The sequence below is a fragment of the Aeromonas sp. S18(2024) genome, assembly GCF_041402525.1.
Lineage (GTDB): Bacteria > Pseudomonadota > Gammaproteobacteria > Enterobacterales > Aeromonadaceae > Aeromonas > Aeromonas enteropelogenes.
Genome location: NZ_JBGLQV010000002.1, coordinates 267,656 through 293,616 on the forward strand (window position 1 = coordinate 267,656; position 25,961 = coordinate 293,616).

At 57.9% G+C, this 25,961-nt stretch carries 20 protein-coding genes, 1 tRNA gene and 1 pseudogene; 12 read left to right on the top strand and 10 right to left on the bottom strand.

Annotated features, from left to right (window positions below; translation table 11 throughout):
* Window positions 1–29: 29 nt before the first annotated feature.
* Window positions 30–117: transfer RNA gene (locus ACB034_RS04415), tRNA-Ser, on the bottom strand.
* A gap of 184 nt (window positions 118–301) precedes the next feature.
* Between ACB034_RS04415 and ACB034_RS04420 the strand changes: the two genes are divergently transcribed.
* The 3 genes from ACB034_RS04420 (at window position 302) to ACB034_RS04430 (ending at window position 3,676) form a co-directional block, all read left to right on the top strand.
* Window positions 302–958, top strand: a complete 657-nt coding sequence (locus ACB034_RS04420; RefSeq protein WP_026457102.1) for a Bax inhibitor-1/YccA family protein — start codon at window positions 302–304, stop codon at window positions 956–958.
* 180 nt (window positions 959–1,138) lie between these two features.
* Entirely contained in the window at window positions 1,139–3,307 is a 2,169-nt protein-coding gene (yccS, locus tag ACB034_RS04425) for a YccS family putative transporter (protein ID WP_371172193.1), read from the top strand.
* Window positions 3,308–3,328: 21 nt separating this feature from the next.
* The gene (locus tag ACB034_RS04430) at window positions 3,329–3,676 is read left to right on the top strand and encodes a TusE/DsrC/DsvC family sulfur relay protein (protein WP_042027767.1); all 348 of its coding nucleotides are present in this window, start codon (window positions 3,329–3,331) and stop codon (window positions 3,674–3,676) included.
* 82 nt (window positions 3,677–3,758) lie between these two features.
* On the opposite strand, the gene ACB034_RS04435 is transcribed toward ACB034_RS04430, so the two are convergent.
* From ACB034_RS04435 to ACB034_RS04445, 3 genes are all read right to left on the bottom strand, one after another.
* Window positions 3,759–4,493, bottom strand: a complete 735-nt coding sequence (locus ACB034_RS04435; protein WP_371172194.1) for a dienelactone hydrolase family protein — start codon at window positions 4,491–4,493, stop codon at window positions 3,759–3,761.
* 114 nt (window positions 4,494–4,607) lie between these two features.
* Complete coding sequence (locus tag ACB034_RS04440; protein WP_371172195.1) at window positions 4,608–5,516, bottom strand: Gfo/Idh/MocA family protein; 909 nt, start codon at window positions 5,514–5,516, stop codon at window positions 4,608–4,610.
* 157 nt (window positions 5,517–5,673) lie between these two features.
* Window positions 5,674–5,895 (bottom strand): hypothetical protein, encoded by a 222-nt coding sequence (locus ACB034_RS04445; protein WP_026458329.1) that lies wholly within the window; start codon window positions 5,893–5,895, stop codon window positions 5,674–5,676.
* A 603-nt stretch (window positions 5,896–6,498) separates the two neighbouring features.
* On the opposite strand from ACB034_RS04445, the gene ACB034_RS04450 reads away from it, so the two are divergent.
* Both ACB034_RS04450 and ACB034_RS04455 read left to right on the top strand, forming a co-directional pair.
* The gene (locus ACB034_RS04450) at window positions 6,499–7,359 is read left to right on the top strand and encodes a hypothetical protein (RefSeq protein ID WP_082037550.1); all 861 of its coding nucleotides are present in this window, start codon (window positions 6,499–6,501) and stop codon (window positions 7,357–7,359) included.
* A gap of 88 nt (window positions 7,360–7,447) precedes the next feature.
* Window positions 7,448–8,479 carry a hypothetical protein gene (locus ACB034_RS04455; protein WP_371172196.1) on the top strand — a complete coding sequence of 344 codons (1,032 nt, stop codon included), beginning with the start codon at window positions 7,448–7,450 and terminating at the stop codon, window positions 8,477–8,479.
* Window positions 8,480–8,538: 59 nt separating this feature from the next.
* Here the strand turns inward: ACB034_RS04455 and ACB034_RS04460 are convergent.
* Window positions 8,539–8,850, bottom strand: a pseudogene (locus ACB034_RS04460) (DUF3362 domain-containing protein); the annotation flags it as partial.
* A 240-nt stretch (window positions 8,851–9,090) separates the two neighbouring features.
* Here ACB034_RS04460 and ACB034_RS04465 point away from each other — a divergent pair.
* Window positions 9,091–9,801, top strand: coding sequence for a hypothetical protein (locus ACB034_RS04465; protein WP_371172197.1), 711 nt, complete (start codon window positions 9,091–9,093; stop codon window positions 9,799–9,801).
* Between the two features lie 113 nt (window positions 9,802–9,914).
* Here the strand turns inward: ACB034_RS04465 and ACB034_RS04470 are convergent, their stop codons facing one another.
* The 3 genes from ACB034_RS04470 to ACB034_RS04480 all read right to left on the bottom strand — a co-directional run bounded on the left by ACB034_RS04470 (window position 9,915) and on the right by ACB034_RS04480 (window position 16,626).
* Window positions 9,915–12,308 (bottom strand): YgiQ family radical SAM protein, encoded by a 2,394-nt coding sequence (locus ACB034_RS04470; protein WP_371172198.1) that lies wholly within the window; start codon window positions 12,306–12,308, stop codon window positions 9,915–9,917.
* A 152-nt stretch (window positions 12,309–12,460) separates the two neighbouring features.
* Entirely contained in the window at window positions 12,461–15,577 is a 3,117-nt protein-coding gene (locus ACB034_RS04475) for an efflux RND transporter permease subunit (protein ID WP_371172199.1), read from the bottom strand.
* Window positions 15,577–16,626, bottom strand: coding sequence for an efflux RND transporter periplasmic adaptor subunit (locus ACB034_RS04480; protein WP_371172200.1), 1,050 nt, complete (start codon window positions 16,624–16,626; stop codon window positions 15,577–15,579). Before ACB034_RS04480 ends, ACB034_RS04475 begins: the two co-directional genes overlap by 1 nt.
* 198 nt (window positions 16,627–16,824) lie before the next feature.
* Here ACB034_RS04480 and ACB034_RS04485 point away from each other — a divergent pair, with 198 nt between their 5' ends.
* Together ACB034_RS04485 and rssA are read left to right on the top strand one after the other, a co-directional pair.
* Window positions 16,825–18,387, top strand: a complete 1,563-nt coding sequence (locus ACB034_RS04485) for a diguanylate cyclase (RefSeq protein WP_371172201.1) — start codon at window positions 16,825–16,827, stop codon at window positions 18,385–18,387.
* Window positions 18,388–18,420: 33 nt separating this feature from the next.
* Complete coding sequence (gene rssA, locus ACB034_RS04490) at window positions 18,421–19,290, top strand: patatin-like phospholipase RssA (protein ID WP_042027780.1); 870 nt, start codon at window positions 18,421–18,423, stop codon at window positions 19,288–19,290.
* A gap of 72 nt (window positions 19,291–19,362) precedes the next feature.
* Here the strand turns inward: rssA and ACB034_RS04495 are convergent, their stop codons facing one another.
* Both ACB034_RS04495 and ACB034_RS04500 read right to left on the bottom strand, forming a co-directional pair.
* Complete coding sequence (locus ACB034_RS04495; protein ID WP_216993984.1) at window positions 19,363–20,724, bottom strand: sodium-dependent transporter; 1,362 nt, start codon at window positions 20,722–20,724, stop codon at window positions 19,363–19,365.
* Between the two features lie 197 nt (window positions 20,725–20,921).
* Window positions 20,922–21,188: a DNA-binding transcriptional regulator gene (locus tag ACB034_RS04500; RefSeq protein ID WP_026456659.1), complete on the bottom strand. Its 267-nt coding sequence runs from the start codon at window positions 21,186–21,188 to the stop codon at window positions 20,922–20,924.
* A gap of 258 nt (window positions 21,189–21,446) precedes the next feature.
* Between ACB034_RS04500 and ACB034_RS04505 the strand changes: the two genes are divergently transcribed.
* The 4 genes from ACB034_RS04505 (at window position 21,447) to ACB034_RS04520 (ending at window position 25,925) form a co-directional block, all read left to right on the top strand.
* Window positions 21,447–22,043, top strand: a complete 597-nt coding sequence (locus tag ACB034_RS04505) for a hypothetical protein (RefSeq protein WP_371172202.1) — start codon at window positions 21,447–21,449, stop codon at window positions 22,041–22,043.
* Window positions 22,044–22,350: 307 nt separating this feature from the next.
* Window positions 22,351–23,364, top strand: coding sequence for a porin OmpA (gene ompA, locus ACB034_RS04510; protein ID WP_042027784.1), 1,014 nt, complete (start codon window positions 22,351–22,353; stop codon window positions 23,362–23,364).
* A 318-nt stretch (window positions 23,365–23,682) separates the two neighbouring features.
* Window positions 23,683–24,681 carry a porin OmpA gene (locus ACB034_RS04515; RefSeq protein ID WP_026456662.1) on the top strand — a complete coding sequence of 333 codons (999 nt, stop codon included), beginning with the start codon at window positions 23,683–23,685 and terminating at the stop codon, window positions 24,679–24,681.
* Window positions 24,682–24,893: 212 nt separating this feature from the next.
* A complete protein-coding gene (locus ACB034_RS04520) occupies window positions 24,894–25,925 on the top strand; it encodes an OmpA family protein (RefSeq protein ID WP_371172203.1) in 1,032 nt (343 codons plus the stop codon).
* The last annotated feature ends 36 nt before the right edge of the window (window positions 25,926–25,961 follow it).

The window sequence follows — 25,961 nt, forward strand, 5'->3', positions numbered from 1 at the left end:
GAATCATCGACCGGGCTTTTTCATCAATATGGCGGAGGAGGTGGGATTTGAACCCACGGATGGTCGCCCATCGCCGGTTTTCAAGACCGGTGCATTCAGCCGCTCTGCCACCCCTCCGAACGGCGTGCATACTACGTCAAGCCCTTGTTCATATGCAATACATATTTGTTTTGGGATAGTAGGAGGCAATGAGCTGGGGTGTCGCTTGAAATCAGCACTCGTCATCCCAACCTTCAGTGCATACAATGCGATGAACGAAGCGGAATTTGCCGCTTCACCCGGAAATCAAGAGGACACCAAGATGGATACCCGTTCTATCTACACAGGCACCCAAAGTGCCGTACGCGATACCAACAAGGTACTGCGTAACACCTATATGCTGCTTTCCCTGACTCTGGGCTTCTCTGCCGTGGTGGCGGGGGTCGCAACCGTGATGAACATGCCGCCCCTGCACTGGGCCATCTTCCTCATCGGCGTTTACGGTCTGATGTTCCTGACCGAGAAGAACCGCAACAACGGCATGGGTCTGGTGTTCACCTTCGCCCTGACCGGCCTGCTGGGCTATAGCCTGGGCCCCATCATCAACATGTACATGAACAACGGCGGCGGCGAGATCGTGATGACCGCGCTGGGCGGTACCGCGCTGACCTTCTTCGGCCTCTCTGCCTATGCCCTGACCACCAAGCGTGATCTCTCCTTTATCGGCGGCATGCTGTTCGTCGGTTTCTGGGTACTGCTGGTGGCCATGGTCGCCAACATCTTCCTGCAGATGAGCGCCCTGAGCCTGGCCCTGTCCGCCATGTTCATGCTGTTCTCCTCCGGCGCCATCCTGCTGACTACCCAGCAGATCGTGCGCGGCGGCGAGACCAACTACATCTCCGCCACCGTGACCCTGTATGTCTCCATCTACAACATCTTCCTGAGCCTGCTGAGCCTGCTGGGCGGCAACCGCAACTGATAGATGTCGATGATGAACAAGACCCCGCTTCGGCGGGGTTTTTATTGGCGCACGATTCTGTCAGGATAAGTTGCAGATCAAGGAGATGAAGCCAAGTGGCCCTGATCCAAATCAGGGCCATGCCGATCCTGGCGGGTTACCATCCCGCACTCGTTTCGTTAAAGGGTTGTTCTCACTTCCATGCCGATGGACTTTTCCGGCCTGCTGCGCCGCCTGTTGACCGACAGCCATATCTACTTCGCCCTCAAGGTGTTGCTGGCCATCCTCGGCCTGCTTGCCTTCACCCTGGCGACCGGCGACATCCAGCTCACCGTGCTGCTCTCCCTCGGGGTAGTGGCGGGAGCCATCGCCGAAACCGACGACAGCCTGTGGGGCCGGGTGAAGAATTTGGGGATGACCCTGCTCTGCTTCCTGTTTGCCTCATTGTGCGTGCAGTATCTCTACCCCACTCCCTGGCTGTTTGCCATCGGGTTGGCGAGCTCCACCTTTATCTTCGTGATGGTGGGGGCGCTCGGTGCCCGCTACGCCACCATCAGCTTCGGCACCCTGCTGATTGCCATCTACACCATGCTGGGAGCTGCCCATGCGCCGAGCCTCTTCTACCAGCCGCTGGCGCTCGGCACCGGCGCCCTCTGGTACGGGCTGGTGTCGCTGCTCTGGCTCTGGCTGCTGCCCTACAAGACGCTGCACGAGCAGCTGGCCCAAAGTTACTTCGCCCTCGGCCGCTACTTGCTGGAAAAATCCCGCTTCTTCCCGGCGGACGAGCACGGCGCCCAGGCCATTCGCCACAATCTGGCCCAGCTCAACATCAACCTAGTGAGCGCGCTCAACCTCACCAAGTCGGCCCTCAATGCGCGCCTTTCCCCGCGCCATCCGGCAAGCCCGGAGCTCGCCAGCCTGCTGCGCCTCTACCTGCTGGCGCTGGAGATTCACGAGCGGGCCACCTCCAGCCACTACCCCTACAGCCGGCTGGAAGCCGAGCTCAAGCAGGGCATAGTGCTGGACGGTTTTCAGGAGGTCTTTTTGCAGCTCTCTGAGGCGTGCCAGCGGCTCGGCTACGCCATCCTGGTGCACAAGCCCTATGCCCACAACAAGCGCATCCACTGGACCCTGGAGGCCCTTGGCGATCAGCTGGAGTTCACCCACCTCAAGCAGCACTACCCGAAAACCCTGCTGACACCGATGAAGTTTTTGCGCCGCAACCTGGCCAGCATCAACCAGCTGCTGGGCAGCGCCGAGGGGCTGCAAAACCCGGATCAGGCCCCCCAGAGCCTGCCGCCGCTGGCAAGCCCCCCTCGCCTGCCATTTTTGACCCAGCTCAAACAGCACCTCACCCTGCACTCCATGGTGTTTCGCCACGCCTTGCGGCTCTCGCTGGGGCTGGTGATCGGCTACGGCATACTGCAGGCCTTTGACATGGACAAGGGCTACTGGATTTTGCTCACCGTGCTGTTTGTCTGCCAGCCGAGCTACAGCGCCACCCGCCGCCGGCTGGTGCAGCGGATGCTCGGCACCTTCGCCGGTATTCTGGTGGGGATCCCAGTGCTCTGGCTCTTCCCCGAGCTGCACGTTCAGCTGGTGGTGATGGGGCTCGCGGCTTTTCTGTTCTTCACCCAGGTGCGCAACAACTACAGCGCCGCCGTCTGCTTTATCACCCTCTACGTGCTGATGGCGTTCAACCTGCTGGACGGCATCGGCTTTGCCATCCTGGGGCCGCGCCTGCTCGATACCCTGCTCGGCTGCCTTATCGCCTACGCCCTGGTGGCCTGGCTCTGGCCGGACTGGCAATACAAGCGCCTGCCGACCCTGATTGCCAACTCGCTGTCAGCCAATGCCCGCTACCTCTCAGCGGTGCTGGCCAGCCTCAAGCCGCAGCGGGATGAATCCATCGACTACCGGGTGGCGCGCAAGAGCGCCCATCTCGCGGACAGCGAACTGGCCACCGCCTGGCAGAGCATGCTGGTGGAGCCGCAAAAGCGCCGCCGCTTCCTCGATCTCTGCTTTACCCTCACCTGGCGCAACCACGCCCTGCTCTCCTACATCTCGGCGCTCGGGGCCCATCGCGACAAGCTGGAGGCCATCAGCGGGCTCGATGAGATGCGCTACCACATCTGCCACACCCTGGAACAGGCGGCAGGTCATCTGGCGGGTACTCCTTCCAGCTCTCTTGGCGGCCAGCGCCTGCTGATCACCCCGGATGAAGCGCAGGAGTGCAGCGAGGAGCAGCTGATGCTGACCCAGCAGCTCAACCTCATCAGCGAGCTGGCGGATCAGCTACTGAACCTTGCCAACGAGAGCCGGTTGCTCACCGGGGATCAAGGCGCTACCATGCCCGCCCAATCCCGATAGCCCCATTAGCGAGGAGCCCCCATGTCTGCCGACAAACATCAGCTGGAATTCAACGGCCAACTCATCGAGACCGATGCCAAGGGCTACCTGCTCAACAGCAACGACTGGAGCGAGGAGCTGGCGCTGGTGTTGGCTGCGCAGGAGGGGATCGTGCTGGAGGAGCCGCACTGGGAAGTCGTGCGCTTCGTGCGCGCCTTCTATCTGGAGTTCAACACCTCCCCGGCCATCCGCGCGCTGGTCAAGGCGATGGAGAAACAATACGGCCCCGAGAAGGGCAACAGCCGCTACCTCTACAAGCTGTTCCCGGAAGGGCCCGCCAAGCAGGCAACCAAGATTGGCGGCCTGCCCAAGCCGGTAAAATGCATCTGATCCCCTGATGTGCAGGCCCCACGACGGGCGGCCAGGGAAAAAGCGACAGGCGGCAGGGGCAACCCTGCCGCCTGTTTTCATCTCAGCCGGCGCGCCCCGTCACCTCTGCCAGCCAGCCGACCAGCCGCTGCCAGGATTTGGCATCCGCCTCCTGGTGATAGCGCTCTCCGCCGAACACGCTAAAAGCGTGGGGCGCCCCGCTGTAAGTGGTCATCTCGTGGCGCACACCCGCCTTTTCCAGCTGCTCGGCCAGGCTCGCAAACTCCTGCAGCGAGACGGACACATCCGCCGAACCATGCTGGATAAGCAACGCGGCCCGGGTCTTGCCATAATCCTGATCCGGCGGCGTGGCCAGACCGCCATGTACGCTCACCACCCCGGCAAGCGGGCTGCCGCTTCGCGCCATCTCAAGGGCCGCGGCACCGCCAAAGCAGTAACCCAGCACCACCACGGGCCCCTCCCCCAGCGCCTGCCTGGCCGCCACCAGTCCACCGTCCAGCAGCTGGCGCATACGGGCGCGATCCTGATAGAGAGCCCCGGTTGCCTCACGGCGCGCCTCAATCGTCGCGGGCCGAACGCCCTTGCCAAACAGATCGACCGCGAAGACGTTGTAGCCGAGCTTGCCCAGCATCTCGCTGCGCTTTATCTCGTAATCGGTGAGCCCGTCCCAGTCGTGGATCAGCAAAATAATCGGCCCCCCGTCGCGCCCCCTGGTCTGGTAGCCTTCAAAGTCGCTACCGGCGACCTGATAGGTCAGGCTGGCGGCCCAGATCGGGGCGGCCAGCAGCGCCGCCATCAGTGCACAGATCCCTTTCATCCCTTCTCTCCCTTCCATCGCGTGGTGATAGGCCGCCAGGCGCCCAATAAAAAAGCTGCCCGCAGGCAGCCCAAGTATGAACGACACCGTCATTTGCACCGGATTGAGGGATGGTTACTCCCCCGCCAGCGCGACCAGCTGCTCCGCCAGCCGGTGGCCGTGCAGGTAGGAGGCGATCAGCTCGTCATCGGCACGGCCCTTCTCAATTTGCTGATACCAGTGTTCCAGCATGGCGGCAAAGCCCCGCTGGGCCAGCACCGGCTGCCAGTCATTTGGCACCAGCGCCTGCGCCGTCTTGTCGCGGGCGACGATGCCGCGGGTGCAGTTTTCCAGATGAAGCGACAAGTTGTCGCCGTAAGCGTCGATACGCTCCTCGGTGATACCGGCGCTGCGGTTCATGCTGCCGCTGATGGCGCGATCGCCGCTTTGCCAGGCCACGCTCACCCCGGTCAGCAGGCTGGCATCGGTTGGGCTGCGCCTTAGCACGGCATGTAGCTCCCCGTCCGGCACGCCGCCATAGAAGCAGAGGCTATCGAGCACATGGATAAAGTCGTCGAACAGAAAATCCCGTGCCCGCCCGGGCAGGGCGAATCTGTGTTTTTGCCAGTTGAGCTCGCTGAGCGGCTGGGCGCGGGTAGGCGCCATAGCCGGCAGATAGCGGCGATTAAAGCCGGTAAACAACGCACAGTTTTGCGCGATGGCCAGATTGGCTAGCCCCTCGGCGTCAGCCAGATTGTCGCACAAGGGTTTGTCGACAAAGGTGGGGATGCCGGCGCGCAGGCACTGCTGGGCAATCTCGCTATGCACGGCAGTGGCGGCATGGATCATCACCCCATCGGGGCGGCTGGCCAGCATGGCCGCCACCTCGGTAAAGCACTCGGCGACCCGGTACTGGCGGGCCAGCTTCTCCAATACCACCGGATTGCGGGTGCAGAGCAGCGGGGTGATCCGCTCGTCGCTCGCCAAGAGCGGCAGATAGGCTTTCTGGGCGATATCGCCAAGACCAATCAGGGCAATGCGCATTGCAACTCCTTGTCATCAACACTGTGGTGGGCAAGGTAGCACGCCCTTGCCACTGAGGGTATAAGCCAGCGCCAGTGCCCAAGGCGCAGGTAGCGCGATAACCATAAATAATCAGGGCGACCTCTGTCGCCCTGATTATTTGTTCTGTGGTGATGGCTTATGGCTTCGCCTGCTTACGGGCATCGATCCGCTTGCCGATCATGGCCCCCAGTTCGGAGCCAACCACGGCACTGACCATGGCCAGGATCATCGGAACCAGCTCAAACCCGGCCTGCGGCCCGAACAGCACGGGCACCAGCATATTGAAACCGATAATCCCGAATACCAGCCCAAGCCCGCTACCGATCTTCTCGCTTCTGGATTTGCTTTTTACTGCCATCTCACTACTCCCTTGTCGGTGCCGTATCGGTTCTATGTCAGTGACGCGCCGGTTTTTGCCGGCGCTATGCCGGAAAAATGGCTGCGATGCGCTCGGGGACGCCATCAGGCCTCCCCCCCTGTTAATCGGCCGCCAAGATAGCAAAACCGCCTCCGCCTGGCTGCCTTTATCGATTGCTTCCAAGTGCTTTGATGACAGAGCTCAAAAAACGAGGTCTTTCTGATAGTTATGTCAAATTTGTGCTCGCATCAGCAGCCTCGTATGGTTAACATCCCCATACGGTGCCTATTAATCAGTAATGGGTAACTACCCTGCTGGTTAAGTGAGCATTTTGGAGGCTGCAATCCATGGGCGGTAGCGTGGTTTTGTAGGTTGGTGCAGAGCGTAGCAAAGCCCAACAGACGAGAATTATCGCCCCACCAAAACGGGACAATCGTGGATGGAATTGATCAACGCATCAAAATTAAAGATCTATTTTCGCTGTAAACGTTGAGCTTCACTTCGTTCTGCCCAGACCTACGATTTTTAGCCCAACATATAAGATTTTTAATCTCTCTCATAATCTCCTCATAAATAAAATTTTAAAGTTTAAGGATATTCCATATGTTAAAATGCTTATATATAGAGGATAACACTGTTTGCACAACATTAGATTATGAGAAAGAATCAGATAAATATAGGGGGCTGATCTATTGCTTAGAGTGCAATAGAAAAGCTTGGTATATAAAAAGCTACACAACAGAAAAATTTGAACGTGTAGCTTGCTTTGCGGCTCACCACAAAGAAGAGTGCAAAGCCTCCACTATTGAGATAGGCTCAGATGATGATGACGAAATTGAATCTGATGAAAGTAAAAACAACTCAAATATTAGAGTTGATTTAGATAAAAACATCAGCTCATCTATTTATATATCTCAAGCTAACGAAAAACATGATGACATTGAATCAGAATGGCAAACACATAGGCCAAAAAAAGCATTAGGAAATATATCTGGCTTTCCTATAAATAAGTCTCTCAAACAAATATTGACAAATTTATGTCGCAATAAAAATTACGCAGAGAAAGGACAAGACATCAGTATTGTCGCTGATTCTGGACGAGTGATTTTAAATGGTACGCTACAAGATAATTTAGTCAAAATTGAAGAGGTAACTAAAAATCATATAGGTAGACTATGTATTTTTTGGGGTACGATAAACAACCTCAACATTGACCAAAGAGGCGTTTTATGGCTCAACTATGGTGACTACCGAAAAGAACCGAGCATAATGTTTACACCAGAATTAACAGGGCAGCTTATAAAAAACTTTAAATTAAATACAGTTTCAGAATTGGATGGTTCCGATGTGATTATAATTGGTCATGTTGGCTTTTCACCAAATGGCAAGGCAATCATAAGAACTAGTTTTACAAAATACATTTCATTTAGAAGGAAATATATTTTAACATCCACAAAAAATTAACTTCATGCGACTAAAACTTAAATTACCATAACTTGGCTTATTTTACGTAACGCCTAAAAATGTCCTAATAAAATACTGGGGATAACATATGTTTGTAGGAACTGAATCCATTTATAATGAGACTATGCAGTCATTAACTCGCATTCAAAACTTTGATCCTAATTCTTTAGCAAGAGAATCAGAACTAGGACAAAAACTCAATTTTTCTGAAGCTATCTCATATGCCAAATTATTAATAGACCTTTACAATAGGCTTTCAACCACAGCACTACAAGATTTTCCTGATGACGGGTTAACTAAAATTAGAGATAATTCCAATAGCCATTTCAAAATATTTTCACAGATATTAGATTTTGATTTGGAACAACAAAGCCCAACTAGCGCCAGAACTTCTTTAATATCCTCTTTAAAGAATGCATATCAACCAGCCTTTCAAGCTCTGCATCCATACATATCATATTCTTTACATCGATCGGCTGATTTTCAACGTTTGGATTCTGATGCGCGCGCTACCCTTCAAGCTATTGAAGACAAGTCAGAGAAAATTGCTAATAAATTATCTAGACATGAGAAAGATGCCAGTGATGTATTAAATGAAATTAGACGAGTTGCAGCAGAAGAAGGCGTAACAAAACAAGCGTCTCACTTTAATGCAGAATACAACCTACACTTAGATGAGGCAAAAAAATGGCAAGGATATTCAGTTAAACTATCAATTGCTTTGGGTCTATTTGCTTTTTTCTCTCTTTTTATACATAAGATACCTTTTTTAAAACCAGAGAGTACTTATGATGCAATTCAACTATCCATAAGTAAATTCTTAATTTTCTCTGTCATGGCTTATATGCTTTTTTTATCGGCGAAAAATTTTTTAAATCATAAACATAACGCCATTATCAATAAACATAGACAAAATGCTCTGATGACTCATTCCGCCCTAGTTGAAGCATCTGGTAATGATGGAATTCGTGATGCAGTTCTTCTTCAAGCTGCCTCCTGTATATTTTCACCTCAATCAACTGGATATGCATCTTCCGATAATGACATTTCAAATCAGAAATCTGTTGTTGAAATTCTCTCTACACCTGTAACTCAAGCAATCAAAGAAGTAAGTAAGTAAAACAAGAGCGACCAGATGGTCGCCTTTGTTGTTTCTAGATCTTCTCAAAACGAGGGGAGTCACCAAGCCGGTCGCTTGGCACAGTTCCCTTTTACCGCAGGCTTGCCATTACCTTTTCCGCTCTTGTTGGCAGCCGCACCATGGCTCTGACTGCCAACACCTTTATTGCCAGCCCCATTACCGCGCTGGTAAACAATGTTGCTATGGCGAGTCAGGGCCAGTTTCATCCCTTTACCTGAGGCGGAGTGCTCATTGCGGCCTTCCGGCGGCACCAGACAGCCGGGGCCGTCGCCGATCAGGTGGCCCTTGCCCATCTCCAGCAGGGCTTCGTGGATCATCGGCCAGCCAGCCGGATCGTGGTAGCGCAGCAGCAAAAAGTTGGATGTCCATTTACCCTGGTTTCATTATTTCATAGCGTTTAAGATATAAATGTTGTGTACTGCCATGAAGCTGATCTAGCTAGGATAATGAAAGTAAAAATAGTGGTATATGTTGTATGAGCGTTATATTTTTCGATAGGTCAAATGGTAAGAGATATGATATCTAGGTTGTTATTTTCATTTTTTATTTTGGTTAGTGCCAATGCATCTGCCGACCCATGTTTACAGTACATGAAGTCACTTCTGGCTGCAGCAAACTACAATGATCATGTCGAGATCGTTTATAATAACAAGAAGTATCAGGGATTAACACAGAATTATACGTGTAAAACATGGCCTGCGCATGACAATATGGTGATCATCGCGATTCCATTGCGAGCCCATGGTCAAATGATGTACTCCAGTCTGGATGTTGCAGTCATTGATAGTAATGATATGAGCATCAAATATAGAACGGTGCGTCACGACCTCCTCGAACATGAGGATTATTCCGATGGTGATATGTTTATTGATACCGCACCATATCAGTTGAACCCTTCACATCTTGCGTTTGGCTTAAGAATTAACTGGGATACAAAGCGCCGTCTTGCTACTACCTTGAACCTGTTCCAGCCGAAAGATAATGGGTCTCTTGCCTTGGTTATGAAAGGGTTGATTGTTGACTCCCACCATCGGCTTGGCAAAAGTAATCAGATGTGCAGCGCTGAATATGCCGTCAGAAAATCATTGCTTCATGTCCGAAAAAATGACTCATCATCCGGTTACAAGGATATTCTTCTGACTAGTATATCCAGTAACACCAAGTCGACCGAGAAATTTAATGGAGGAAGCGTGGAGTGCATTAATGAGGAGTTTGAAACAGACCGGCGAGTCGACACACTAGTCTATGATGGGAAGGAATATAAAATCCCTCCTTATCTCTATTTTTATTACTCTTATTAATATAGTGACAATATCACTAGTATATTAAATGTATGTTTATCCATTATTACTTTCTTAAAAAGGCGACCTTCTGGTCGCCTTTTTTATTTCTATCGTTTGCCAATCAGGAAACCTCACCGCACCGGTCGCTTGGCACTATTGCCTTTGGCCGCAGGTTTGACGCCCTGAGCGGCTAGTTTAGTGCCCGGCTTGGCGGAGCCTGCGCAGGTCGGGGCTTTGCCCTTGTGGGCAGGTTTGCCGGCCGGTTTACCTTGTCCTGCACCTTGGGCGACGGGCTTGCTGTTCCCCTTCCCCAACTTCAGCTCGGCGCCCACCGGTTTGCCATTGCCCTTGCCGCTCTTGTTGGCAGCCGAGGCGTTGCTCTGGCCTGCCCCCTTGTTGCCCGCGCCATTGCCGCGCTGATGGCTGATGTTGCTGTGGCGAGTCAGGGCCGGTTTCATCCCTTTACCTGAGGCGGCACGTTCGTTGCGACCTTCCGGCGGCACCAGACAGCCGGGGCCGTTGCCAATCAGGTGGCCCTTGCCCATAGCGAGCAGGGCTTCGCGGATCATCGGCCAGCCGGCCGGGTCGTGGTAGCGCAGCAGCGCCTTGTGCAGGCGGCGACGGCGCTCGCCCTTGGCGACAAACACATCGCCCCCCTCGCGGCTCACCTTGTTTAACGGGTTTTTCTCCGTGTAATACATGGTGGTGGCGTTGGCCAGCGGCGACGGGTAGAAGTTTTGCACCTGATCGAGCTTGAAGCGGTTCTCTTTGACCCAGAGCGCCAGATTGATCATGTCTTCATCCGTGGTGCCCGGGTGGGCAGAGATAAAGTAGGGGATCAGGTACTGCTGCTTGCCCGCCTCTTTGGAGTATTTGTCGAACAGCTCCTTGAACTGGTAGTAGCTGCCCATGCCCGGCTTCATCATCTTGGAGAGCGGCCCCTCCTCGGTGTGTTCCGGCGCGATCTTGAGGTAGCCGCCGACGTGGTACTTGGCCAGCTCCTTGATATAGCGGGGGTCTTCGACCGCGATGTCGTAACGCACGCCGGAGGCGATGAGGATCTTCTTGATCCCCTTGAGGTCGCGCGCCTTGCGATAGAGGTTGATGGTCGGGCTGTGGTCGGTGTCCATGTGCGGGCAGATGGTGGGCCAGACACAGGAGGCGCGACGGCAGGTCTGCTCGGCCTTGGGGCTCTTGCAACGCAGCTTGTACATGTTGGCGGTGGGACCGCCGAGATCCGAGATGACACCGGTAAAGCCCGGCACCTTGTCGCGGATCTCTTCGATTTCTTTCAAGATCGACTCTTCCGAGCGGCTCTGGATGATGCGCCCCTCGTGCTCGGTGATGGAGCAGAAGGAGCAGCCGCCGAAGCAGCCGCGCATGATGTTGACCGAGGTCTTGATCATGTCGAAGGCCGGGATCTTCGCGTTGCCATAGGCCGGATGCGGCACCCGCTGGTAAGGCAGGCCGAACACCCCGTCCATCTCGTCGGTTTCGAGCGGGAAGGCGGGCGGGTTGACCCAGACGATGCGATCGCCGTGGGCCTGGGAGAGCGCGCGGGCGCAGCCGGGGTTGGTCTCGTGGTGCAGGATGCGCGAGGCGTGGGCGTAGAGCACCTTGTCTTCCTTCACCCGCTCGAACGCCGGCAGCTTGACGTAGGTCTTCTCCCACGGCTTTTGCCTTGGCGGCTGCACCAGGATGGGCTTGGCCTCCTGCTCACTTGGCGCTGTACCCTCATCATCCCCGCTCTTTGTTTCAGAACACGGCGCCCCTTCCATATAGGGGTTGGGGATGGGGTCGATGCGGCCAATCTGGTCGAGCTTGCTCGAATCCACCCCGCGCCAGCCCGGCAGCGGTTCGCGGCGAATGACGGCGGTGCCGCGAATGTCCTGCATGGTCTCGATGGTCTCGCCGCCTGCGATGCGGTGGGCCACCTCCACCAGGGGGCGCTCGGCGTTGCCGTAAATCAGGATGTCGGCCTTGGCATCGAGCAGGATGGAGCGGCGGATGGTCTCGGACCAGTAGTCATAGTGAGCGATGCGGCGCAGCGACGCCTCGATGCCGCCGATGACCACCGGGACCTCCTTGAAGGCCTCCTTGCAGCGCTGGGTATAGACCAGGGTGGCGCGATCGGGGCGCTTGCCGCCCACATCCCCCGGGGTGTAGGCGTCGTCGTGGCGCAGCTTTTTATCGGAGGTGTAGCGGTTGATCATGGAGTCCATGTTGCCCGCCGTCACCCCGAAGAAGAGGTTCGGCTTGCCCAGGCGCATAAAGTCATCTTTGGATGACCAGTCCGGTTGGGCGATGATGCCGACCCGAAAGCCCTGGGATTCGAGCATGCGGCCAATCACCGCCATGCCGAAGCTCGGGTGATCCACGTAGGCATCGCCGGTTACCAGGATGACGTCGCAGCTGTCCCAGCCCAGCTTGTCCATCTCTTTGCGGGACATGGGCAGGAAGGGCGCCGTGCCGTAGCACTCGGCCCAGTAGCGGGGATAGGAGAAAAGGTTGGGTACCGGCTGCATTTTAACCACCTGGAACAATTCGGGTCGCGCATTATACCGATTGCTGCCAAGGGGAGCGATGGCTTTTTGCCCCCATAAGTCGCGCGGGATAAGGGGCTCCACGATGAAAAAGGGCGCCCGCAGGCGCCCTTTTGATGATGGAGGCTGGCAACTTATGCCGCCGGAGTTTGCTGATCCCCTGCCCCCTTGGCAGTCAGCGCCTCGTCCACCTGGCGATCCCGCGCCCCCGTCATGCCGGCGTGGCGGGCGATCAGGTGGTAGATGGCGGGCACCACCAGCAGGGTGACCAGGGTCGCCAGGGAGAGGCCGAAGAAGACCACGGTCCCCACCGCCATCCGGCTCTCGTAACCCGCCCCCATGGAGAGCATCAGGGGCACGGCGCCGATAATGGCGGTGAGCGAGGTCATCAGAATGGGGCGCAGGCGGCGCACCGAGCCTGCGATGATCGCCTGCTCGAACGACTCGCCGCGCTGGCGCAGCTGGTTGATGAACTCGACGATGAGGATGCCGTTCTTGGTCACCATGCCGATCAGCATGATCATGCCGATCTGGCTGTAGATGCTCATCTCCTGCCCCGTCAGCCAGAGCCCCAGCAGGCCGCCGAAGGTGCCAAACGGCACCGTCATCATCACCACCGCCGGGGTCAGGGTGCTCTCGAACTGGGCCACCAGCACCAGATAGACCACCAGCAGGGCGAGGCCGAACACCAGCGCCATCTCCCCCTGATTGTCGCGATAATCCTTGGAGTCGCCGGCGTAATCCACTGTCATGCCGGTGGGCAGGTGGGTGTTGGCCCAGCCATCGAGAAAGTCGAGGGCCTCCCCCAGGGTGTGATCCGGGTGCACGTCCGCAGTCAGGGTGATCGCCTTTTGCCGCTGGTAGTGGTTGAGGCGGTTGGCGGTAGCCACCTGCTTGACGGTAGCCAGGGTCGAGAGACTCACCATCTCGCCGTTCGCGGCCTTGAGATAGATGCGACCAAGATCCGAGACGCCGTTGAACTCCTGCTGGTTGCCGCGCAGGTAGACGTCATACTCCTCGCCCCGGTCCACATAGGTGGTCTTGCTCACCCCGCCCAGCAAGGCCTGCAAGGTGCTCGCCACGGTGGAGACTGGAATGCCAAGCTGGCTGGCACTGTCGCGATCTATGGTCACACACAGCTCCGGGGTCTTCTCGGCGTAGTCGAGATCCGGCGTCAGCATCAGGCCACTGCCCTGGGCGGCCTGTTGCAGCGCCAGCCCCTGCTGGTAGAGCTCGTCGTAGTCGTTGCCCTGCAGCACGAACTGCACCGGCGCGGTGGAGCCGCCGCGAAAACCCGGCTGGAAGGTGCGGATCATCACGTCGGGAATGCCCGCCAGCTTGCCCCCCAGGGAGCGGGAGAACTCGGTGGCGGTGACGTCGCGCTCGGCCCAGTCGGTGAGCTGGATGATCACCATGCCGGTCTGATCGCCGCCGCGACCAAAGGCCGGGGTGCTAAAGCTCATGGCCTGCACCAGCCCCTTGCCCAACATGGGCATGATGGCCGCCTCCACCTGCTGCATGTTGCGCTTCATCCGCTCGATACTGGTCCCCTCTGCCCCCTTGACGAACACATAGACCACGCCCCTGTCTTCGGTCGGGGTCAGGCTGGTGGGCAACTGCTGGAACAGGGCGCCGATGCCACCAAGGCAGAGCAGCAGCACCAGAGGCGTCCAGCGGGAGTGGCGCAGCACGGCGCCGAGTAGAGTGCGATAGTGCCCCTCCACCCAGCCGAGGCCGCGATCGAGAGCCGCGGTCAGGGCGTTGGGCCTGTCCAGCGGACGCATCAGCCAGGAGCCCATGGCCGGGGTCAGGGTGAGCGCCACCAGGGAGGAGCAGAGCACGGCGAGCGACAAGAGGATGGCAAACTCGGTAAAGAGCCTGCCCACCATGCCATCCATAAAGGCAATGGGCACAAACACCATCACCAGCACGGCGGTGGTGGCGATGACCGCAAAGCCCACCTCGCGAGTACCGTGCCAGGCGGCCAGCAAGGGAGATTCACCCCGCTGCAGATGGTGGTGGATGTTCTCCACCACCACGATGGCGTCATCCACCACCAGACCGATGGCGAGAATGAGCGCCAGCAGAGTGATAAGGTTGATGGAAAACCCGAAATACCAGGCGCCAATAAAGGCCGAGATGAGCGACACGGGTACCGTCACCGCCGGAATGAGGGTGGTGCGCCCCTGGCCGAGGAAGAGATAGAGCACGGCCACCACCAGCACGGCGCAGATGGCCAGGGTCTCGTACACCTCGTCAATAGCCTGCTTGATGAAGATGGTGGAGTCATAGTCCACCTCAAGCACGGCTCCCTCAGGCAAAAAGCGCTGCATTTCGCCCAGCTTTTTCTCTATGCCTTGCGCCACCGCCAGCGGGTTGGCGGTGGATTGCGCGACTATGCCGATCCCCAGACTCTCGCGGCCATTGCGCTGGTAGGCGCTGTCTTCGTTCTTGGCCCCCACCTCGACATCGGCGATGTCCGCCAGATAGATGCTCTGGCCGTTGCTGGCGGTGGTGATCTGCAGATTCTGGAAATCTTCGGCGCTGTGGTAGAGACGGGCTATCTGCACCGACATGGTCATGCTGTTGTTGCGAATTTCCCCGCCGGGCAGCTCGATATTCTCCCGCTTGAGGGCATCCTCCACGTCTGCCACCGTGATGCCGCGGGCCGCCATGTCGGCGGGGCGCAGCCGCACATACATCACTTGGGTGAGATCGCCGGAGAGCATCACCTCGCTCACCCCGTCCACCAGGCTCAGGGGATCGACCAGGATCCGGTTGGCGTAGTCGGTCATGGCGGTGCGGTCCATCTGGCTGCTGCTGAAGTTGAGCCAGACCGCCACGTCGCCGTTGCCGCTGTCCTTGGTTACCAGGGGCTCGTCTACCTCATCGGGCAGTCGCGGCCGGGCGCGGGAGAGGGCATCGCGCACGTCCGAGATCCCCTCCACCATGTTCCAGCCGAGCTTGAACTCGACGGTGATCATGGAGCGCCCCTTGCGAGTCACCGAGTTGATGTTCTTGATGCCGCTGATGCCGGAGAGCTGATCCTCGATGGGCTTGGTGACCTGGCTCTCCATCACCGAGGGGGCCGCCCCCTCATAGGTGGTGGTGATGGAGACGGACGGGGTCTGCACGTCCGGCATCTCCCGCACCGTCAGTTTGGAAAACGCCACCAGGCCAAACACGGTGAGCAAGGCGCTGAGCACGACCGCCACCAGCGGGCGGCGGACCGAAATATCCGAGAGCCACATCAGCCATTGACCTCCGCCAGATCGTGCACCAGCACCCCATCGCGCAGGTTGACCAGCCCCTCGACCACGATGCGATCGCCGACCTTGAGCCCCTCGGTGACCCAGACGGTCTCCCCTTCGGTTTCACCCAGCACCACGGGTATCCGCTTGACCCGGCCATCGGCCTCGAGACGATAGACGAAGCGTTGCTCACCCACGTACTCCACCGACTGGGCGGGGATCAGGGTCAGCTGGCGGGCCGGCAGGGCCAGCACCACATTGAGCAGCATACCGGGGCGCAGCTGGCCATTGGCGTTGGGGATCATCACCCGCGCCTTGATGTTCTGGCTGCCGTTGGAGACGCGGCTGTCCAGGGTGGTGAGGGTGCCGGCAAAGTGCTGATCCGGCCAGGCGCTGCTGGTGGCGGTCACCGCCATGCCGGGGTGCAGCAGGGAGAGATAACGCTCCGGCACCGCCAGATCGAGGCGCAGCTTGTCCACTTCATCCAGATGAAGCAGGTTGTCGCCGCTGTTGACCAGGGCCCCTTCGCTGAGATCGATAAGGCTCACCCGGCCCGCAAACGGGGCCAGCAGGGTACGAAGGGAGAGCTCGTAACGGGCGGCATCGAGCCGCGCCTTCGCCTGATCGACGGCGGCCTGCTGCCCCTCCAGCTCGGACTGGGTCACGGCTCCGCGGGCCACCAGCTTGCGCATTTCATTCAGTTTGCGGGTCTCGTCGCGCAGGCTTGCGCTCTGCTCGGCCAGTTCCGCCTGCTGCTTGCCCGAGTCCAGCGCGATCAGGGTCTCGCCCCTGGCCACCGTCTGGCCCGATTGCACCGCTATGTTGACGATGCGACCCGTGACCTCCGGGCTGATGATGACGGAACGGTTGGCGGTGAGCTTGCCCACCAGCTTGAGGGTCGGCTCCGCCAGACTCTGGGTCACGGTCTGGGTACGGATATTGATTTGTCTGGCGGGTGCCTTGGCGGCAGGCTCACTGTGGCGATACGCCCAGACGGCGGCCACCACGACACAAAGAAGTCCCAGGCTGAGCCAGATACGCATTTTCATCGAACGATCCATGGAGAGTAGAAGGAAAGATATTCCGGATAGGGGCCATTTTAGCCCCTGACTATGCCGTGACTATGAGCAAATGTGACAAAACGTAACAAAAAGGGAGGAAGATCATCGTGTTGGTGATTAAATGATTAATTCCTCAACAGATTGGCATAAAATGGAGGCTCTCCATTACCAACAGGTGTGGACACCTTGTTCCTATCGACGTTGTTTGATCGCCGCTTCTTCTCCCCTTTCACCTGGCCGTTGCTGGCGCTGGCCGCATTGCTCATCATCCTGGCTCTACGCCAGTCGCTCAAGCAGATAGAGGATGTCTACCAGAGCGACACCCTCAACAGCGCCATCCATCTGCGGGATCAATTCAGGCAGAGCCAGGTGTTTCTGGAGGCGATGCACGGCCAGGCCGAGGAGCGGCTGCGCAGCACACCCCAGTCGGCTCTGACCCGCCAGCTCTATCACCATATCGAAGCACTACCGGACCAGGGGTTGGCGCTTGACCATCGACCACTCGAGTTGCCCCGGAAGCTGGTAGGCAACCTGACCGGCGCAGGTCCCTTGCCACCACCGGGGAGCAAACGGGAAGCCAGACTGCATCTGGCCCTGAGTCTCTCCCCCCTGCTTTCCACCGCGAGCCGGGAGTTTGACAATGAGATAGCCTGGGTCTACTTCACCGGAGTGGACCACTTTATCTATCTCTATCCCTGGGTCCCCTCCAGCCGGTTTCGCTTCTCTCCCTCGCTCTACCAGAGCACCTATTGGCAGGATGCCCTGGCAGCCCACAACCCGGAGCGGGGCACCATTATCTCGCGCCCGTTCAACGACCTCGCAGGGACAGGCCAGCTCATCACATTGTCACGCCCTCTCTATCAGGATGGTCATCTGGTGGGGATGCTCAGCATGGATATCCAGCTCTCGCGCTTGCATCAGCAGCTTGACGAGCTGATCCCGGAACTCGGGGACTACATGCTGATCAACCAGTATCGCCAGGTGCTGGCCAGCAGCGCGGCAAACGCGGTCGCGCCCGCCGATCTGACACCCTCCTCGACCTATCTTTGGCAGCAGGGCACCTTGCGCCTGATCCTGGCCATTCCGGACACCCCCTTGCGGCTGATCCACACCATTTCCCTCTGGCCCCTGCTGCAGGCCATGATCTGCCAGTCGGGCCCCACCCTGCTGGCCATCCTCTTCATGCTGCTGGCGGCGCTCTCCAATCTCAGGGCCAGGCGGCTCAACCAGCGACTCAACTACCTCTCCTGCCACGACAATCTGACCGGGGCCTTCAACCGTCATTACCTGGCGCAGCTGGAGCAGCAAAACACCCTGACGCCGGCGCAGCAGACCGGTTTTCTGATGTTCGATGCGGATCACTTCAAACGGGTCAATGACACCTTCGGCCATGGTGTCGGCGACGCCGTGCTGATCCACCTGGTGCGACTGTGCCAGGGGCAGCTCAGGCGCGAGGATTGCCTGATCCGTTGGGGCGGCGAGGAGTTTCTGGTACTGATCGCCCAAAGCGACGGTGCCCTGCTCGCCGAGGTGGCCGAGCGCCTGCGCGCCGTCGTCGCCGGGCATGACTGGGGCGCCATCGCTCCAGGTCTTGCCGTCACCATCAGTCTGGGCCACCACGCCTGTTGCGAGGATATCCCCCACCACGAGGCCGTGCGCCGCGCCGATGTGGCGCTCTATCAGGCCAAGGCCAACGGTCGCAACCGCAGTGAAAGATGGCAGAGTGACGCCTGCGAACACACGGGGTAAGCTGGTGTTCCAACCCCTTTCAGGAGGAAAGTCGTGCCACGAAAACCCCGCATAGGGCTCGCGCTGGGGAGCGGAGCCGCCAGAGGATGGGCCCATATCGGCGTCATCCGTGCCCTTGAACGCCTCGGCATCAAGCCGGATCTCATCGCAGGTTGCTCCATCGGCAGCTTTGTGGGGGGAGCCTACGCCGCCGGCGAGCTGGATCGGCTGGAGGCCTGGGTGCGCGACTTTACCCGGCTGCAGGTAGTGAGCCTGCTCGATCCCGCCCTCTCCGGCGGCTTGTTTCGCGGCGAGAAGGTGTTTGGCATCGCCGCCAACTACCTGGGTAACCCGGATCTGGAAGACCTTCCCCTCCCCTTCGCCTGCGTCGCCACCGAACTCGATACCGGCCGCGAGGTCTGGCTGCAGCAGGGGTCGCTGCGCCAGGCGGTACGCGCCTCCTGCGGCATGCCGGGGATCCTGACCCCGACCCGGGTCAACGATCACTGGCTGGTGGATGGCGCCGTGGTCAACCCCGTGCCCATCTCCCTGGCGCGCGCCATGGGGGCCGAGGTGGTGATCGCGGTCAACCTCAACACCGACATGCACCAACCCTGGACCGACCAGCCGGATCAGGTCAGCAACGGCGGCCTGCTCAGCCAGTGGCTCAACCGGGGCGAGAGCACACCCGCCACCCCGGGCATGTGGAGCGTGATGACGGGCTCCATCAACATCATGCAGGAGCGCATCACCCGGGCCCGGATGGCGGGGGATCCGCCGGAGATCCAGCTCTGCCCGCGCCTTGGCAGCTTCTCCATCATGGATTTTCATCGCGCCGTCGATGCCATCAACGAAGGGGAGGCCTGCGTCGAGCGCAGCCTGGATCAGCTCAAGGATGAACTGGGACGACTCGGGGTGCTCTAATCATTATCCAACACACAAGCAAAACAGAAAGAGCGCCTTGCGGCGCTCTTTTGCTATTCGGCTCAGCGAAACCTAGAAGAGTCCCAGCCCCTTGAGCATCACGATCAGGATCAGCAACGGCGATACATAACGGATGATAAAGAAGAGCGGCTTGAGGATGGGCAGTGCCAGCTCGCCGCCATTGGTCAGGGCCTCTCTCATCCGCTCCTCGCCCCACACCCAGCCAACGAACAGGCAGAGGAAGATGCCCCCCAGCGGCATCAGGACGTTGGAGGAGAGGTAGTCGAACAGATCGAAGAAGGTTTTGCCGGCGATCTGCACGTCCGCCATGGTGCTGTTGGAGAGCGCACAGGTGGACCCCACCACCCCCAGCACCAGCAGGTTGATCAGGGTGGCCCGGCGGCGGCTCATGCCAAAGCGCTCGGAAAGCACCGAAACCGGCACCTCCAGGATGGAGAGCATGGCGCCGGTGGCCGCGATGGCGGAGAGCACGAAGAAGAGCACCATGAAAAGATGCCCAAACGGGATGCTGGCAAAGACTGCCGGTATGGTGATGAACAGCAGGGAGGGACCGGCGGTCGGTTCAAAACCAAAGGCAAAGACTGCCGGGAAGATGGCGATGCCGGCCAACATGGAGACGAACAGATCGGCGCACATCACCCGAAACGCGGTCGCAGGGATGTTCTGATCCGCCCGAAAGTAGCTGCCATAGGTCATCATGGTGCCCATGCCGATGGAGAGCTTGAAGAAGGCCAGCCCCATGGCGGTCAGCACCACGGCACCGGTGATCTTGGAAAAGTCCGGGGAGAACAGGAAGGAGAGCCCTTCGCTCGCCCCCGGCAGAGTCAGGCTGCGAATGCCGATCACCAGCAGCAGGATGAAGAGCACCGGCATCAGCTTCTTGGTCACCGCCTCAATCCCCTTGGAGACCCCCATCAGCAGTATGCCCCCCATCAGGATCAGCACCAGCCACTGCCACAGCAAACTCTGCAGCGGATTGGTGATGAGCGCCGTGAACGCAGCGCCGGTGACTTCCGGGTTGGTCGAGAGGATGGAGCCGTCGATCGCCTTGAAGATGTAGGCAAAGACCCAAGCCGCCACTTCGGAGTAGAACGACATGATAAGGAAGGCGGCCAGCACGCCCATGGCCGCGATCAGCCACCAGGGTTGCCCTTTGGGAGCCAGTTTGGTCAGGGTGCTGACCGCATCTGACTTGCCTTTGCGACCCAGCATGATCTCGGAGATCATCACCGGCAGCCCCACCAGCAGAGTGGCGATCACATACACCAGCAGAAAACCGGCGCCACCATTTTCACCGGTCAGGTAGGGGAATTTCCAGATATTGCCGAGACCAACGGCGGAGCCTAAGGTCGCGGCCAGCACGCCGAATTTGCTGGTAAAGCCGTCTCTGGCCTTGGGGGTGGTTTGACTCATTATTGTCTCACTCTCTGTCGCATCATGCGGGGTAGCGGATTAAAGGGTAGGAAGTTTCTGAGGTTTGTAATTGCTTGCCAATATTTTTCAGGGGAAAGCGCTATCTGGAGCACGATTTGCGCTACATCCGGTTATCAGTCCTGTTTTCCAGACAAAAAAATGCCGCCCGATGGCGGCATTTTCTGTCACAGTGACACTCACGCCTTGGCGAGGTCGTCCGGTCCGATCTGGCCGATTTCGGCGACTTTTTTGTCAGCCAGTAGCCAGAGGGTGAACTTGTGCAGCTCGGGGTGGTGAGCCAGGGCAACCAGGAAGGCGCCACCAACTTCACGATAACCCAGCTCGTAGTTCTTCAGGGTTGTGGGGGGAACACCCAGCAAATCAGCAAATTTAGGACGGCTCAAACCGACTGCTTCACGGATCTGACGGATCTTCTTGCCAACAGTGACGATATTTGAATTCATATTGTTCCATACTCCGTTTGGCGGATGTACTCCGCCTTTTATTTTTCGCGACGACTCGTAGTCAAGTGTATCAGTTTTGTACGGACTCGTTATGGTCGAGTCTCTATCTTTATGAGCGCCTTTCGGCGACAACCCTTGCTATCAACGGGGATGGTAATCGCTCAGCCGCCTCAGGTAAACAGTCTCGAAAAGAAACCCTTATTGTTGGCAACAGAATTGCTCGTATAATTCGCCAGCTACCCATAAAGAGGAATTAGTATGGCGTTTCCCGGCATTATTTCCCGCCTGCACACCGTCCCGAACGTATCCCAACTGCAACAACAACTAACCCAGGGTGAACAGTATCGCGCCGAAGCCTTCTGGCTCCCTTCGGCATTGCAGCATCATGCCAACGAGGTACTGGCCCAGCTGTCAGACAAATGCAGCCTCTATCTGGAACAGGATGAACCGACCCTTTCCCTGCGTAGCCACGATGGTGGCCAGGACAGTCATGGTCGTCTGCTCACCCGCAACGGTCAGGTTCTCGGGCTGGCCGTGACCCCTGGCGATGGCGGCCTGGTCCCCGTCTCCGGCATGCCGGACATGGCCACCTGGCTGGAGGCAGGTCACCTTCATTTCATCTGTCCGGCGGCGGTCCAACCGGTGGCTCGTGCCATTCTCAACATCTGGCCACTGGACCCTTATCTGGCGCGTCATTTTCTGACGAGCTTCATTCCGCTGTTACAAAGCGCAACAGAGGTCGATTATCTCGCCGTTTTCGCCGCCAGGGAAAATCAGGCCAACCCGCATTCCGACTGGGTTCAGGCCTATATGAGACTGGAAAAAAAGCTGCACCGTGCCTACCTAGATCACTAATTAATCAGCATAAACAGCCAGTTATCCCTTCCTGATAATTTTGTATCCGGTGCATTTGTGAGCTTGATCATGTTTTAAAAACGGCATAGAGTGCGCCTCGTCATCGGAATGACACCTGCTGCCTGGTCGCGGTTTTCACCTTTGCGTGCCCGACCAAGTTGCTCGACACACCAGGAGAGTGTGCGACCCGGAATCTGCCGGGTCATCTGCCAGACTCGACGCCAGCCGTTCGGCGGAGCCTGCAGCTTACATAAATGACAAAGTGCGAAGCATGTGAATAACGTGCGCTCTCAACGAGGATTTTTTTATGATGAAAATGGCTCCTTCCCTGATCGCCATCGCCATGGCTGCCATGGGTGCTACTGCTGCTCACGCTGCTGACGACATCTACTTCGGTGCCGGTGTCGGTGCTGCTCACTTCAACGGTCTGAACAAGATCGAAGGCGTGAACAACGGTGAAGAAGATGCGGCTGCTGCCAACGCATTCGTGGGTTACAACTTCAACGAATACTTCGGTACCGAGCTGGGCTACCAGTACGCTGGCCGTGGCAACACCGAAGGTCTGCGCTACGAGAACCAGGGTGCCACCCTGTCCGGTATCGCTCGTCTGCCGCTGGGCAACGACTTCTCCCTGTTCGCTGAAGGCGGCGCCTACTGGGCTCACACCGATGGTCTGGGCATCAGCGATACCAAAGTATCCCCGCTGGCCGGTGCAGGTGTGACTTACAAAGTCAACGACGCCCTGGATCTGCAAGCTCGCTACCGCTACATGTGGGACGTGGCTGACCTGAACGTAGAAGGCACCCACTACAAGTCCAACCAGAGCGTGGCTACCCTGGAAGCCGTATACCATCCGTTCCGTACTTCCTACGTAGCACCGGCTCCGGCTCCGGTTGTTGAAGAAGCTCCGGCTCCGCAAGTTGTCGAGAAGAGCTTCGCCCTGAACTCCGACGTGCTGTTTGCCTTCGGCAAAGACACCCTGAAGCCGGAAGGTGCTCAGGCTCTGGACGCTCTGTACCAGCAAATCGTTGAATTCCAGCCGAAAGATGGCAGCGCTGTTGTCGTTGGTTACACCGACCGTATCGGTTCCGACGCTTACAACCAGAAACTGTCCGAAGCCCGTGCCCGCACCGTTGCCAACTTCCTGGTAAGCAAGGGTATGGCTGCCAGCAAGGTTGCCATCGAAGGTCGTGGCGAAGCTGACCCGGTTACCGGCACCAAGTGTGACGGCGTGAAAGCCAAGGCTCAGCTGATCTCCTGCCTGGCCCCGGACCGTCGTGTAGAAGTTCGCGTATCTGGCGTACAAGAAGTTCAGCAATAATCTGAACTGCGCAAGATAAAGTGCGAAATGGGGATGCAATAGCATCCCCATTTGTTTATCCCCTCTTCCTTCCTGACATCCCCCTGTCACATTTGACTCTTAGCTTGCCTGTACTACCTCAAAAGCATAAAGTAGCTAAGCCTCTAAGGCATTGGATAAGCACTAAAAAGCGCTTCTGTCCGGCCTGTTGTCCATGATGTAGACGCATCATGAGTGTCCCGAAGCCATCTGCTATCCATCTTGTTGGCAATTTTTTCGCCACCATAAAAACAAGTGCACAGAATGCCCTCAAGGGGCTCACGCAACGAGGATAAAACGATGAAAATCAAAATGGCTCCCACTCTGATTGCGCTGGCAATCGCGGCCACCGGTACCACTGCCCAGGCGTCTGGTGACTGGTATACCGGTATCGGTGCAGGCTGGGCCTATGCCCACGATCTGGATAATGTTCAGGGTCTGGATGTAGACAAGGACGCCACTGCCCTGAGTCTGTTCGGCGGCTACAACTTCACCGAGAACTTTGGTGCCGAGCTTGGCTATCTCTATGCCGGCAAAGGCGGCATTGATGGCGCCGACTTCAAGACCCAGGGTGCCACCCTGTCCGGTATTGCTCGTCTGCCCATGGGTGACGTCTTCTCCCTGTTTGCGGAAGGTGGTGCCTATTTCAACCACGTCAACGGCAATGGCGACAGCGACAACGGCACCGCACCGCTGGCCGGCATCGGTTTGACCGCCAAGCTCTCCGACCTGATCGACGTACAGGCCCGTTACCGCTATCTGTGGAACTTGGGCGACGAGCCGAAGACCTGGGAAACCGACATGAGCGTGGCGACCCTGGAACTGGTACTGCACCCGAACCGTACCTCCTATGTTGCACCGGTTCCCGCTCCCGAGCCCGAGCCTGTCGCGCCGGTCGTTGTCGACAAGAACTTCGCCCTGAGCTCTGACGTGCTGTTTGCCTTTGGCAAATCTACCCTCAAGCCAGAAGGTGCTGCAGCGCTGAACACCCTGTATCAGGACATCGTCGACGTGCAGCCGAAAGATGGCAGCGCCGTGGTCGTCGGTTACACCGACCGCATCGGCTCTGATGCCTACAACCTGAAACTGTCCGAAGCCCGTGCCCGTACCGTGGCCGACTTCCTGGTCGGCAAGGGCCTGCCGGCTGGCAAGGTCTCCATCGAAGGTCGTGGCGAAGCCAACCCGGTCACCGGCAACCAGTGTGACGGCGTCAAGGGCAAGGCCGAGCTGATCTCCTGCCTGTCCCCGGATCGTCGCGTAGAAGTACGCGTCACCGGCGTACAGCAAGTGACCGAATAATCTCGCAACCCGATGCATACAAGCCGAGGGGGCCCGCAAGGGCTCCCTCTTTTTTTGCGCGCCATTCGGCCACTCCCGGCCACCCATTGCCCCATGAGTGTTCCCCCTCGCAGTGCCTGACTGGTTAAACAGTCGGTATCACCTATAACTAAGAGCGGCAACTACCTCAAAACTGGAATGCTGCCCCAGATAACAACAAATGAGGATACAAGATGAACAAGACACCCAAACCCGTCTGGCTCGCGGTGGCGCTGGCCGTGACACTGCCCTCGGCGGCCCATGCCAACGACTGGTACGGCGGGATCGGTGGCGGCGTCGCCATCGCCCACGATCTGGATGACTTCAGCCAGGATGCCGACAAGAACGCGACCGCACTCTCCCTGTTCGGGGGCTACAACTTCAACGAGAACCTGGGCGCCGAACTCGGTTACCTCTCCACCGGTGACTGGGATATCAATGGCACGGACTTCAACAGCAAGGGGGCGACCCTCTCCGTCATCGGCCGCTTGCCTCTCAACGATATCTTCTCGGTGTTTGCGGAAGGGGGTGGCTATATCTACCACGTCAATTCCATCAACGGGGGGGATGACAGCCTGGCCCCGCTGGCCGGGCTCGGGCTGACCGCCAGAGTGCACGACTGGATCGATATTCAGGCGCGCTACCGCTACATGGTGCGAGTCGGGGATGATTCGGACAACGACAAGGTCGGCAGCGGCACCCAGCGCTGGGTCAGTGACATCAGCGCAGCCACCCTGGAGCTGGTAATCCATCCCAACCGCAGCAAAACGGTCGAACCTGAACCCGCTCCCATGGTGGTGCCCGTACCACCGCCCGCCCCCGAACCGGTGGATCAGACCTTCAACCTGAGTTCGGACGTGCTGTTTGCCTTTGGCAAGGCGGACCTCAAACCGGAAGGCATGCAGGCGCTCGATTCACTCTACCAGCAGATCGTCGACGTTAAACCCAAGGATGGCAGTGCCATGGTGATGGGTTATACCGACCGTATCGGCTCGGATGCCAGCAACCAGACCCTGTCGGAGGCGCGCGCAACGACGGTTGCGAACTTTTTGATTAACAAGGGGTTGCCCGCAGATCAGGTCAGTATTCAGGGCAACGGCGAGAGCAACCCGGTCACTGGCAGCCAGTGTGATGGCATCAAGGCCAGAGCCGCGCTGATCGATTGCCTGGCCCCGGATCGCCGGGTCGAGATCCGGGTGACCGGTACCCAGCAGGCCGGTGAGTAGTCCCGCTTCATGAGGCCATCACGATGACAGAGGTGC